8 protein-coding genes are annotated in these 13,278 nt (G+C 56.9%); all 8 read left to right on the top strand.

The genetic code is table 11. The features are described from left to right. The first annotated feature begins 63 nt into the window (after positions 1-63). Positions 64-1,863 (top strand): cache domain-containing sensor histidine kinase, encoded by a 1,800-nt coding sequence (locus DYE26_RS10120; protein WP_036623941.1) that lies wholly within the window; start codon positions 64-66, stop codon positions 1,861-1,863. Between the two features lie 3 nt (positions 1,864-1,866). Beyond that, complete coding sequence (locus tag DYE26_RS10115; RefSeq protein WP_036623940.1) at positions 1,867-3,495, top strand: response regulator transcription factor; 1,629 nt, start codon at positions 1,867-1,869, stop codon at positions 3,493-3,495. A gap of 111 nt (positions 3,496-3,606) precedes the next feature. Continuing rightward, complete coding sequence (locus DYE26_RS10110) at positions 3,607-5,178, top strand: extracellular solute-binding protein (RefSeq protein WP_036623939.1); 1,572 nt, start codon at positions 3,607-3,609, stop codon at positions 5,176-5,178. Positions 5,179-5,211: 33 nt separating this feature from the next. After that, a complete protein-coding gene (locus DYE26_RS10105; protein ID WP_036623938.1) occupies positions 5,212-6,171 on the top strand; it encodes an ABC transporter permease in 960 nt (319 codons plus the stop codon). Positions 6,172-6,185: 14 nt separating this feature from the next. After that, the gene (locus tag DYE26_RS10100) at positions 6,186-7,091 is read left to right on the top strand and encodes a carbohydrate ABC transporter permease (protein WP_036623937.1); all 906 of its coding nucleotides are present in this window, start codon (positions 6,186-6,188) and stop codon (positions 7,089-7,091) included. A 53-nt stretch (positions 7,092-7,144) separates the two neighbouring features. Beyond that, the gene (locus DYE26_RS10095) at positions 7,145-9,166 is read left to right on the top strand and encodes an alpha-L-arabinofuranosidase C-terminal domain-containing protein (RefSeq protein ID WP_036623936.1); all 2,022 of its coding nucleotides are present in this window, start codon (positions 7,145-7,147) and stop codon (positions 9,164-9,166) included. Between the two features lie 267 nt (positions 9,167-9,433). Further along, positions 9,434-11,197 (top strand): glycoside hydrolase family 2 protein, encoded by a 1,764-nt coding sequence (locus DYE26_RS10090; protein ID WP_036623935.1) that lies wholly within the window; start codon positions 9,434-9,436, stop codon positions 11,195-11,197. 197 nt (positions 11,198-11,394) lie between these two features. Beyond that, entirely contained in the window at positions 11,395-13,170 is a 1,776-nt protein-coding gene (locus DYE26_RS10085; protein WP_036628363.1) for a sigma-54-dependent Fis family transcriptional regulator, read from the top strand. Positions 13,171-13,278 lie beyond the last annotated feature (108 nt).

Here is a 13,278-nt window from a genome sequence, read left to right as displayed (position 1 = left end):
GGGGTTCATTTTGGCAAGCGTTTACATCTTTCATCTTCACCCGAACGAAAAGGAGTGCCCGATATGACGCTCATAACGCTGCGCAAGTGGATATCCTCGCCGAAGTTAAGCATCCAGGCAAAAATATTTATCGCCTTCGGGTTGCTTTCGCTGTTTTCCATCGTCTCCGTAACCGGCATCGTGTACGTGAACATGCGCGAGACGATCAAAGCTAACGCCATCACCTCAGTGTCGGACAGCATCCGCCAGGCTGATGAATCCCTCAACGTGATGTTAAAGGAAATCGACCGTTTGAACACGGTGGCCGCGACCAACAAAAACACGGTCATCGACACGGTACTTAGCCCAAGCGAGGAAATCAGCTACGAATGGTTTCAGGAGCAGAAGCGGATCACCGAGTTTTTGTCGGGGCTGATCGACTATAAGCCGTATATCTCGCGGATCGCCGTGATCGGCCTGAACGGGAAGGTGTTCTTCGCGGGCGGTCCCTGGATCGACCGGACGTTCCTGGAAACGAAGACGATGGATTATATGCTGCAAAACGGGGAACGCCATGCCTATTTTAAGCAGGGCGGCCCAACGGACGCCATCTCCGTCGGCCGTGTCCTCCGTTATAACCGGGAAACGATCGGCGTGGTGATGGTCGATTTGAATTATGATTTTATCCGCAACACGTACGGCGTGAAACCGACCGCGGACAGCATCCTGTATGTGCTCGATGAGCAAAATGAGCTCGTCTACCGCTCGGACTCGGCGCCGTTATCCCTATCTCCGCAAATGGAAAAGACGATTTACGCCCGTCCGGCTTCGGCGGGCCCGTCCGAGCTGGCGGCGGAACAAAACATCGACGGCAAATCCTATATCGTCGTCACCCGCCGCTCCGACTTTACGGGCTGGACCACGCGGGCGCTGATCCCGCTCGATTCGCTGCTAAGCGAGTCCGTCCGGGTCCGCAATCTGATGGTCGAGGTGTCGGTCGTCGTGTTTATCGCCGTTCTGATCGGGACGCTGCAGATGTCCTCCCGGACCACCCTTCACATCCGCCGCTTGAAAACGATGATGACGCGGGTCAAAGACGGAAATCTGGATTTCCCGAAAACGGAGATCGGCACCAAAGACGAAATCGGCGAATTGTACCGGGTTTTTATCAGCATGGTGGACGAGTTGAAACGGCTGATGGAAGGGATTCGCGTCAGCGAGCAGGCGAAGCGGGAGGCGGAGCTGACCGCGCTGCAGGCGCAGATCCGCCCGCATTTTCTGTACAATGCGCTGAACACGATCAAATATTTGGCCAAGCTGAACGGGGCGCCCAATATTGAGGAGGTGTCCGGAGCGTTGATCGAGCTGATGCGGGGCGTGCTCGGCAACTCAAACGAATTTCTCACCGTACGGGAGGAGCTGGATTATGTTTCCTGCTACGTATCGATCGTGAAATACAGGTTTATGAACCCGATCCCGGTTCATATGCAGATCGAGGATGACGCTTTGCTGGAATGCCGGGTTCTTAAGCTGATGCTGCAGCCGATCGTGGAGAACGCGCTGATGCATGGCCTCGGCGCAGCGGCTTCCGGGGGCTTCGTGCTGATTCGCGTCTACGGGGAGGAAGGCGATCTGAAAATCGAGGTTATGGACAACGGTAGAGGCATGACCCGGGAACAAATCGATGCTTTGCTCGGGAAAAAAGGGGAAATCCCGTCGCGATTCAGCGGCATGGGCGTTCGCAACGTGCATGAACGGATCGCAAGGATGTACGGCGAGCCTTACGGTGTCAAACTGTACAGCGAAGAGGGGTTGTACACGAAGGTGGAGATCCGGTTTCCCCGGATATGGAGTTCGGAAACTAGAGCGGAAGAGGTGGGATGATCCATGTTCCAAGTGCTTTTGGTCGATGACGAGCCATTGGTCCATCAACATGTAGGGTCGCTGCCGGGTTGGATAGGTAACGGCTTCGAGCTGTGCGGAGAAGTTTACGATGCGGAAACGGCGCTGCGGATGATCGAACGAACCCGGCCTCATGTCGCCATCATCGACGTGAACATGCCGGGCATGAACGGGGTGGAGCTCCAGCGCGCGATCGGGGAGCGGTTTCCTTCCGTCAAAACGATCATGCTCAGCAGCTATGACGATTACGATTATGTGCGCGAATGCCTGAAAAACGGAGCGGCCGATTATTTGCTCAAGCACCGGCTTGACGGCGGGACGCTGATGGCCGCGTTGCGCAAGGCGGTCGAGGATTTGGAGCTGCGGGAGCGGCCGGCCGAGAGTCGGGGCGGGGATCTGGAGATGGCGGCAAGCGCCGGTACGCGGCTGATTCGCGAGCATATCGCTGACTGCGTGCGGGGAAAACCGGGCGCAGCCCGGGAGCTGGAAGCCTATGCCCGGCAAAGCGGCCTGCTTGCGGGCGCGGTGTGCTATACGGCGGCGGCGGTGCAAATCGTCTCCTTCCGGCTGCTGACGGAATCGCACAGCGACGTGGAGACGAACCGGCTGATGCAGCAGGCTGTTGACGTCATGCAGCAAAGTTTGGGCGATCTCCCGGGAGCCATGGCGGCTTATGTCGGGAACGGGCGCTTGGCTGTCGTTCTGGCGTTCCGGGAGCGCAGTGAGCAAGCGGCCGCAAGCGAGGCCGCCAGGCTAATGAGCAAGCTGCGCCACTCGCTCGAGCTGTTCCTGAATCTGAAATGCATCTATTCCGTCGGCCATTTCGGCGGCAGCTTGGCGCAGCTCGAAGCCAGCTACCGCTCGGCCGAACGGGCTCTCGACGCATCCCCGGCCGGAGCGAAAACGGGAACCGGCAGCAAACGCGTCGCCTTGACCATCGAGGAGCAGAAGCAGCTATTGCTTACCATAGAAAATCTGGACAAGGAAGGCGCGCTGCGGTTAATCGCGTCCGTGTTCGCCAGCGTACGCCGGCAGCCGGTCCATGCCCTGCCGGTGCAAATGATCGTCAGCGAGCTGCTTTCGATCGGGAACAAGGCGCGGAAGAAATGGCTGCCGGCGGACGAAGCAGACGAAGCCGCCACGGACGAAGCCGCCGCGGGCGGGTGGCCTTCGCGCGCAGCTTTGGGGAAGATCGGCACCGTGGACGAACTGGAGCAGTGGATCTCGTCTTATTATGAAGCCCTGCTGGAACGGCTGAAGCGGCAGCGTGCGGCCGGCCCGTATTCGCAGCATGTGTCGCAGGCGATCATGCTGATTCTGGAACGGTACCAGGGCTATGTTACCTTGGAGCTGGCGGCCGGGGCGATCGGACTGAACCCTTCGTATTTGAGCCGGATCTTTAAAGAAGAAACGGGGGCGACGTTCTCCGAGTATGTCAACCGTGTGCGCATCGACGCAAGCCGCAAGCTGCTGGAAAGCGGCCGCTGTTCGGTCAAGCAAATCAGCAGCCAGGTGGGTTTTACGACGTACAATTATTTTTTTAAAGTATTTAAGGAACTGACCGGGATGACGCCGCAAGATTATATGAACCGGCCCGTAAAAATAGTGGAGTAAATAGTCATATTTTTATAATATGCGGTCTTCAAAGGCTGGACTATAATGAACGCACATCATAGGAAACGCTTACATCATGGGTTCGGCGATAAGAAAAGGAGGTCGTAAACAATGCGCAAACACTGGAAAAGATCGGCGTTAAGCATGATGATCATCGCCGGTTTGGTGCTGGGCGGGTGCAGCTCCGGCGCCGGCAAAAGCAACGAGCCCGCCCCGCAGGCGGCGGCGTCAAATGAGGTGAGCAAGGACGGTTTTCCGATCGTGCGGGAACCGATTCAGTTGACGATGTTCACCCGGATTGCCCCGGTTAACGGGCCGTTTAAAGATATGCCGGTGTTTCAGGACTACGAGAAAATGAGCCATGTGCAGGTAAAATTCATCGAAGCGCCGACGGATGGTTTTCAGGAGAAGAAAAACCTGCTGTTCGCGTCCAACGAGCTTCCCGACGCTTTGTACCGGTCCGGTCTGACGCCGCTCGAAGCGGTCCGCTACGGAGCGGGCGGCCAGTTGATCCCGCTGGAAAATTTGCTTGCCGAATACGCCCCCAATTTAACGAAGCTGATGGAGCAGTACCCGGAAATCCGCGCCGCGATCACGACGCCGGAAGGGCATGTTTACGCGGTACCGGGCATCGTGACGCTGGCCGCGGCGCGTACGGACAAGAAATGGATCAACAAAGCGTGGTTAGAGAAGCTGAACCTGAAGGTACCGGAGACGACGGACGAGCTGTACGACGTGCTGGCGGCCTTCCGTGACCAGGATCCGAACGGCAACGGGCAAAAGGACGAAATTCCGCTGACCGCCCGCGTCGGCCTGCATATCGTCACGATGATGAGCGGGTCGTTTGGCCTGGACCAGCAGCTTGGCTACAACATTAACATCGTCGACGGCAAGGTGAAAATTTGGATGGGCAGCGACCGCAACAAAGAGATGCTGATGTACCTGAACAAGCTTTATCAAGAGAAGCTGCTCGACCCGGAAGTGTTCTCGCATACGGAAGCGCAGTATTTGGCCAAACAGGGCTCGGGTAAAACGGGAGTGTTCTTCGATCAGACGAACAACAACTTCCTGCCGATCGCGGATCAATATGAAGGGATCGCACCTCCCGCAGGGCCGCACGGGGACCGGCTGCAAGCCCAGGCCTTGCCGGTGCCGCGGGATTTCGGAGCTTTTGCGATCACTTCGGTCAATAAATACCCGGAAGCGACCATGCGCTGGATCGATTATTTCTTTAGCGACGAAGGAGCTACGCTGCTGCGGTTCGGCCGGGAAGGCGAGCATTATGAATTGAAGGACGGCATTCCCTACTATAAGCCGGAATACTCGACTTCGGAGACCCAGCCGAAAATCACCCCCTACGCCGGAGGCGGAGCGCCCCATCTGATCAGCGAAAAGGTCGCTTCCTACATCAATCCTCCGCAGGTGCAGGAGGCGCAGCAGCAGCTTGATCCGTATATGCCGCAGGTTCGCTACGCGGCCCCGATGTTTGACGAGCAGACGGCGCAGGAGGTCAATATCCTGCGGACCGACATCGACAAATATTACGAAGAGCAAAGCACCAAGTTTATCGCCGGGGCGCTGAGCTTTGACAAATGGGATGAATTCCAGTCCACGCTGAAGAAGATGAAGCTGGACGAGCTGGAGAAGCTGTATCAGGAAGCTTACGACAAGATGCAGCATTGATGAGGAACTTGTGCGGATAAGGAGTGGATTTCCATGAAAAACACGGAGGCCCCGCCAGCCGCCGCAGTGCCCCGGAACCATTCGAAACGGGGCCCCCGGCTGGCCCGGGAGATCGCCAAAAGGTACGACCTGTACCTCATGCTGCTTTTGCCGCTAGCCTGGTATTTGCTGTTCCACTATGGGCCGCTCTACGGGCTGCAGATCGCCTTCAAAAATTTCAATCCGGCGAAAGGAATCGCCGGCAGCGAATGGGTTGGCTTCGATCACTTTACGCGCTTTTTCGATTCGTATTATTTCGGGCGGCTGCTGTGGAATACGCTGTCGATCAATCTGTTTTCCTTGGTTGTCGCCTTTCCGATTCCGATTCTGCTGGCCTTGCTGATCGGCGAGATCCGCAGCAAAACGTACAGCAAACTGCTGCAGAACATCACCTATATCCCGCACTTCATTTCGGTGGTCGTCATCGTGGGCATCTTGACGGTGCTGCTGTCGCCCGCCGGTCCGGTCAACCAGCTGATCCAGGCGTCCGGCGGCGAACCGGTCCGGTTTATGGAATCCGCCGGCTGGTTCAAGACCGTTTTTATCGGCTCAAATATCTGGCAGAACATGGGCTGGCAATCGATCATCTATATTGCGGCGCTCAGCGGGATCAATCCGCAGCTGTACGAAGCGGCCAAAATGGACGGGGCTTCCCGGCTGCGGCGCATCCGGCACGTATCATTGCCGGGGATCGTGCCGGTCATCGTCATTTTGCTGATTCTCGACGTAGGGCAGTTTATGAACATCGGGTTTGAGAAAATACTGCTGATGCAAAACAATCTGAACCTCGAAGCGAGCGACGTGATCTCCACGTTCGTGTACAAGACCGGGATTCTGCAGGGGGAATACAGCTACACGGCGGCGATCGGGCTGTTCAATTCGGTGATCAATCTGACGCTGCTGCTTCTGGTGAACCGTTTTGCCCGCAAAACGTCGGAGACGAGTTTATGGTAAAGGAGGCGGGGCAGATGTCCAAACGAGCCGCGGCGCCCAAGGCGCAGGCCGGCCCGGCTGACGAACGGTGGTTTGATTGGCTTGTGTACCTGATCGCGGCGGTCATTATCGTCATCGTGTTGTATCCGCTGCTGTTTGTGGTTAGCGCTTCGTTCAGCGATCCGGCCAAGGTGCTGGGCGGGGAAGTGTGGCTGCTGCCGAAGGGCGTTACGGTTGACGCTTACGCCAATATTTTGGATAACGACAAAATCTGGAGAGGTTATGCCAATTCGATTCTTTATACGGCGGTCGGCACGGCCGTCAACATCGTTATGACGCTGCTGGCGGCGTACCCGTTGTCGCGGCCGGATCTGCCCCTGCGTAAAGGGCTGATGCTGATCGTGACGCTGACGATGTTTTTAAGCGGCGGGCTGATTCCGATTTACTTGCTGGTCAAAGACCTGGGGATGGTCGATACGATGTGGGCCTTGATCGTGCCGGGGGCGGTTTCGACGTACAATCTGATCGTCATGCGGACGTATTTTCAGTCCAGCATTCCCTGGGAGCTCCAGGAGGCGGCCCATATGGACGGCTGCTCCAACTGGCGGCTGCTCGCCAGCATCATTTTGCCGTTGTCGAAGCCGATCCTGGCGGTCATGGTGCTGTTTTACGCGGTTGGACACTGGAATTCGTTTTTTAACGCGCTCATATATATCCGCAGCGAAGAATTGTATCCGCTGCAACTGGTGCTGCGCGAAATTTTGCTGATCAGCCAATCGGACGCGGTGGACGGACTTGTGGGGATGGAGGACAAGGTTTTGCTGGCGGAGAGCATCAAATATGCGGTCATTATCGTCTCCAGCCTGCCGGTGCTCATCATGTATCCGTTTGTGCAGCGGCATTTCGTCAAAGGCGTGATGATTGGGTCGATTAAAGGTTAAGCGGCTCCGAAGCTCATACTTTCTAATACTTAAAAAAGCTGGGAGGGATCAGGTTGAAGGCAAACGCGAAGATTACGATTGACGGCGGCCGGGCCAGCGGGCCTACGGTGAACCCGTACCTGTTCGGGCATTTTGTGGAGGATATCCGCGACCATATGGAGGCGATGCTGGCCTATCCGCTCAAAGACATGGATTTTGAAAGCGGCGCCGAAGGCAGAGGTGCGGTTTCCGGGGCTTGGAGCGCTTATACGAACGGGCGGAATACCCGGTACGCGCTGGAGGCGCCGGCGCCGAAGCACTCGGGCCGCGCCGTGCGCATTCGCGTCTTGAGCGACGACGAGGCGGATGCCGGGATCGCGCAGGCGGCCGCTTTAGAGGGGCCGAGCGAATATGCGGTGCGCTTGGTGGCGCGGGCGTCGGTCGAGCTGAAATACGTGATCGTCGAGGCGGCGGACCGGTGCACGGGAGAGCTGCTTGGGCTTGTTAGGATCGACCTGGGCAGCCATAACTGGCGGGAATACGAGGCGAAGTTGTCCGTCTCCCGCGCCTGCGCCAACGCCGAAATCCGGGTGTACGTGCCGGCCGACCACCCGAGATGGAACGATCATGTGTCCACCGGCATGCTGTGGCTCGATCACGTATCCCTGCTGCCGGCGGACCATATCGGCGGGGTGAAGCGCGAAGTGATGGAGATGGCGCGGGCGCTGAACGCCGGCATGATGAGGCTGGCCGGCAACTACATCAGCGCTTACCACTTCGAGCATGGCGTCGGCCCCGTATTGGAGCGGCCGGTGATGTACAACGAAGCGTGGGGCGGGTGGACGTGCAAATATTTCGGCACGGACGAATTTATCCGCTTTTGCCGGGAGCTTGGGGTGGAGCCGCTGATCTGCGTCAACGACGGGTCGGGGACGCCCGAGGAAGCCGCGCGGTGGGTGGAATACTGCAACGGCGGCATGGATACCCCGATGGGGGCGAAGCGGGCGGCGAACGGACATCCCGAGCCGTACAACGTCCGGTATTGGGAGATCGGCAATGAAGTGTGGGGCGGGTGGCAGGTCGGCACCTGCTCCGCGGGCCGCTTTGCGGAGCGCTGCGTAACGTTTGCCGAGGCGATGAAGGCGGCGGACCCGTCGCTTGTGATTTTGGCCTGCGGGCATACCGATCAGGAATGGAACCGGGCGGTGCTTGATATCGCGGGCGAACATATCGATTATTTGACCTTGCATTTGTACCACGGATACGGTCGTTTCGGGATGGACCGGGATACGCCGGCCGAAGAGCGCTACAAAGCGATCGCTTCTTTTCCCGAGTGGACCCGGGAAGATCTCCGGCGAACGCTGGAGCAGATCAGCTTGAACGAGAAGCATCGCCATGTGAAGGTGGCGATCACCGAATACAACACGATGTATTATCCGAACACGGTGCGGAAAGGGCTGCCGGATGAGCATACGCTGGGAGCGGCGGTGGCGAACGCCGCGAATCTCAATGAAATGCTGCGCGCAAGCGACATCGTGCACATCGGCAGCTTCTCCGATCTCGTAAACGGCTGGCTCGGCGGCTGCATTCGCGTGGGCGATTATTACGCCGACCAATATTGCGGCAAAACGCCGGGCTGGAGCGGCCAGCCGCTCACGGTGTACGGCACGCCGACCTACGAAGTGTTGAAGCTGTACGCGAACCGGGACATCCGGCGGCTGCTTCCCGCCGACGTGGCGTGCGGCACCTTCGCCGTGCGCGCGAACAAGCCGGCTCCGTTTGATCTCGGCGCGCTGCCGGACTTGGACGTGGCGGCGTGCGTGAACGAAGACGGGAGCGTCGTCACCGTCTTTATCGTCAACCGCAGCCTCGGGGAAGTCCGCGCCGAGCTGAATCTGCTTGGGCTAGAGCCGTCCGGGGACACACTGCTGCTGCACGAAATTACGGGCGATTCCTTTGAAGCGATCAATTCCGTATTCGAGCCGGACCGCATCGCCTGCCAATCGCGAACGGTGCCGCTTGCTGCCTGGCGGCAAGGCTGCCCGCTGCGCCCGGCGTCAGTGTACGCGCTGGAGATTAAAACCGAACGGGCCTAGTAGAATCCATTTCCATTCTAACGGATGCCGCAGCCGCTATTTGCTCCATCAACGCCGTTTTCAAACTCTAACGGTTGCCGTGGCGCTTATTTAGCTAAAACTCGGCTGTTTTGGCTCAGATTAGAGCAGTTAGCAGCGCTCACAACCGTTAAAATTTAGAAAGGGCCATTTTTCGCCAAATAGCGACGGATACAATCGTTAGATTTCTGGCGTATTTCATATGGAACAGGGCCGCATTATTCCGTGCAATTGAACAGGAGGAGAACAGTGACAACCGGAGCTTATGAGAAGGATTATCCCAGGCCGCAGTTCGTCCGGGAGCATTGGCTCAATTTGAACGGCGCATGGGACTTCCGTTTCGACGACGACAATGTCGGCGAGCAAGAGAACTGGCCGGAAAAGTTTGCGGGAACGCATACGATTACCGTTCCCTTTACGTACGAAACACAGGCCAGCGGGATCGGCATCGAGGAATTCCACCCGCAGGTCTGGTACGGCAAATCGGTTCATATCCCGAAGGAGGCCGAAGGCAAGCGGGTGATCCTGCACTTTCAGGCGGTGGATTATATCGCCAAAGTATGGATCAACGGCAGGATGGCCGGCAGCCATCATGGCGGTTACGCGGCGTTTGGCTTCGATATCACCCCTTATCTGGTTTTCGGGGCAGACAATCAAATTACGGTAAAAGTAGAGGATAGCGACGATTGCACACAGCCGAGGGGGAAGCAGCGTTGGACCAAGGACAGCTTCGAGTGCTTTTATGTCCAGACAACGGGAATTTGGCAGACGGTTTGGCTGGAATTCGTGGAGGCGCAGCGGCTGGACGCGGTCAAAATTACACCGGATATCGACCGCTCCACGGTCCGTTTCGATTACCGGATAAGCGGCGTGGAAAAACCCGGTGATTTGCGGTTGGAGGCGATCGTGACGCTGAAGGGCAAGCCGGTGAAGCGGGTCGCGCTGGCAGCGGATCGCCCGAACTTGTCGGTGGAGGTTGATTTGGTGCACGAGGCAAACGGGCCGTGGAAAAAATGCCTCTGGTCGCCGCAGCATCCGAATTTATATGACGTGGAATTTGTGCTGTATGCGGAAGATCAGGTGGTTGACCGGGTCTTTTCTTACTTTGGGATGAGAAAGATTTCGATCGAGAACGGCCAGGTGCTGCTGAACAATGCGCCGTTCTATCAAAGGTTGATTTTGGATCAGGGTTATTGGACGGACAGCCATTTAACGCCGCCCAGCGAGGAAGCGATCATTGCCGATATCGACCGGATGCTGGAAATGGGCTACAACGGTGTGCGCAAGCATATGAAGATCGAGGATGCCCGTTTTCTCTATTGGTGCGACGTCAAAGGGCTGCTGGTCTGGTCGGAAATGGCCGCGACCTTCGAATTTCACGACCGTGCGATTGAGGCGTTTACGAAGGAATGGCTGGAAATCGTCGATCAACAGTACAATCACCCCAGCATTATTACTTGGGTGCCGTTCAACGAATCGTGGGGCATTCCGTCCATCCTCCGTGACGTAAGGCAGCAGAAATTTACCGAAGGCATCTACCATCTCACCAAAGCGGTCGATCCCTACCGTCCGGTCATTACGAACGACGGCTGGGAGCATACCGTTTCCGATATTTTGACGCTCCATGATTACGTGGAAACGGGCGACGGGTTTTTGCGGCGGTATAAAGACAGCAAGGATGCTATCGTAAATAGGGAAACAACCTGCAATCACTGGAAATACGCTTTGGCCGAAGGCTACGGGTACCGCGGGCAGCCGATCATCATCAGCGAATTTGGCGGGATCGCCTTTAGGTCGGACAAAGGCTGGGGGTATGGCCGCCAGGTCTTAACGGAAGCGGAATTCCTCGAACGGTTCGAAGGCCTGACACGGGCGATCAAAAGCTTGGATTATATTTGCGGCTACTGTTACACCCAGCTTGCCGATGTGCAGCAGGAAATCAACGGACTGCTGACAGAGGACCGCAAGCCGAAAATCCCGCCTGCCCAAATTAAAGAGATCAATTTGGCCTGAAACAAATGCCTCTATTTACCTCTCATCTTTAGGGGAAAGATCCCGAACGTGGGCTCGCGGGCTCCTAAGGAGAGCTGGACCTCGTGCCGATGGAGTCGGAGCAGTACCATTTGGACTGTAAGTTATTGAAACAGTACGTTCATCTTGATTATAGTGTAACTAAGAAATGTTTATCTCTGAAACAGAGGATGATGGACGTGAAGGTACTGGCGATTGCGCCGTATGAAGGATTGAAGGAAATGATTCTCAGCTTGGCGGAAGGCCAGGATATGGAGCTGAGGGTGGAAACCGGGGATTTGCAGCAGGGGTTGAAATATGCCGAGGAAGCGGCGAGCAGCGGGACGGATATCATTATCAGCCGCGGCGGCACGGCCAAGCTGATCCAGTCCAGGGTCGCCATTCCTGTCGTTGAGATTGAAGTGTCCGGCTACGATATGCTGAGGGTGCTGACGCTGGCCAAAGGATATCCCGGCAAGGTGGCGATCGTTGGCTTCGCCCAGGTGGTCGCCGGCGCGGCGGCGGTGTGCGAGGTGCTGGATATGAAAATTTCCTCCTACACGGTTCAGGATGAATCCGGGGTTGGCCAGGTGCTGCAGGAGCTGCGGGAGCAGGGGTATCAGATTATCGTCGGGGACGTCATTACCGTTAAGGAAGCGGAAAAGCTGGGTTTGATCGGTTTTCTGCTGACCTCGGGCAAAGAGAGCGTGCTGCGTTCCTTCCAGCAGGCGCGGAAGTGGCATGCGCTGTTTGAAGCGTGCAAACGGGAATACGGCATGGCCTACCAGGTGCTTCAGGCAGAGCAGGCGGGGGTGGCTGTTTATGACCGCGAGCAGCGGCAGGTGTTCGGCAATCCGTATTTCAACCGGCAGATGGCCCCTTTTATGGATTCAGAAAAAATAGGGCGTATCGTCCGCGAGATCCTAACGGAGGGTACGTTCCATACCATGCTGGAGCAGGCGGAGCAAATCTGGCGGGTCAGCGGTTACCCGCTGCCGGGTCCGGACGGGCCATTGGCCGTATTGCGGATCGCGGGCGGCAAAAGCCGGGATGAGCTTAGGCTGCGGGGGGCTTCCCTTGTACCGGCTGAGGCCGGCTTTCGCGCGGCCCAGGTGGCCGGCAACATCGTCAGCCATAACAGCGAGATGAGGCATGCGCTGGACAAAGCGCGGAGCTATCGCGATCAGCAGCTTTCCGTCTGGATTTCCGGGGAAAAAGGGACAGGCAAAGAGCTGCTGGCTCAGTTTATTCATTTTGGCGGCGAAAGAGGGCTGCGGCCGTTTCTGAAAATCGAATGCGGGCTGGCTTCACAGGATCTGTGGGACATGCTGCTGAATGAGGAGCGGAATGAGGAACTGTTCGGCAGTCTTGCGCGCGGCACTGTATTTTTGCGCGACATTGACGCCCTTGGTGAAGCTGAGCAGAAGAGATTGGCGGACTATCTGGACAAGCAAACGCCTGCTTTTCAATGGATTGTGTCCTCCAGGGAGGATATTCTGGAGCGGACCGAGAGCGGCGGATTCAGCGCGGAGCTGTATTACAGGCTGGCGGAAGTCACGCTGCCGCTGCCTTCGCTGAGGGAACGCAAGGAGGATATTGAAGGCCTCTCTCTGCTGTACATCAACGAATATAACGCCAAGTACGGCAAGCAGGTGGTCGGGCTCAGAGATGAAGCGAGAGAGGAGCTTGAACGGTTTGAATGGCGCGGCAATATTCATCAGCTGCGTCAGGTGATCGAAGAAGCCGTGCTGCTTGCCAAAGGCTTGTACATTGAGCAGGGGGAAATCAGCGAGGTGTTGTCCACCAGGCGGATGCGGACCGAATACGGGAAACCGGACTTTGATCTCAGCGGAACGCTGGAGGAAATTGAGCAGCGGATTATCCAGCAGGTGTTGCTGGAGGAAGGCATGAATCAGGTGAAAACCGCCGAACGCCTGGGCATCAGCCGGACCACGCTGTGGAGGAAAATAAAGTAACTAGCTAAACAGGACAACATGTTTCATAATGAAACATGTTGTTTTTAATTTGAACATTTTTTCAAAATGTGTTGTTAAATTGAACAGACGGGACTATAATCACATTTG

It is taken from the genome of Paenibacillus macerans (assembly GCF_900454495.1).
Lineage (GTDB): Bacteria > Bacillota > Bacilli > Paenibacillales > Paenibacillaceae > Fontibacillus > Fontibacillus macerans.
This window is presented reverse-complemented; position numbering and strand designations above follow the sequence as displayed.

Excerpts from the sequence above, each read along its gene's own strand:
- DYE26_RS10100 (WP_036623937.1), top strand. The coding sequence starts at position 6,186 with ATGTCCAAACGAGCCGCGGCGCCCAAGGCGCAGGCCGGCCCGGCTGAC.
- DYE26_RS10105 (WP_036623938.1), top strand. The coding sequence starts at position 5,212 with ATGAAAAACACGGAGGCCCCGCCAGCCGCCGCAGTGCCCCGGAACCAT.
- DYE26_RS10110 (WP_036623939.1), top strand. The coding sequence starts at position 3,607 with ATGCGCAAACACTGGAAAAGATCGGCGTTAAGCATGATGATCATCGCC.
- DYE26_RS10115 (WP_036623940.1), top strand. The coding sequence starts at position 1,867 with ATGTTCCAAGTGCTTTTGGTCGATGACGAGCCATTGGTCCATCAACAT.
- DYE26_RS10120 (WP_036623941.1), top strand. The coding sequence starts at position 64 with ATGACGCTCATAACGCTGCGCAAGTGGATATCCTCGCCGAAGTTAAGC.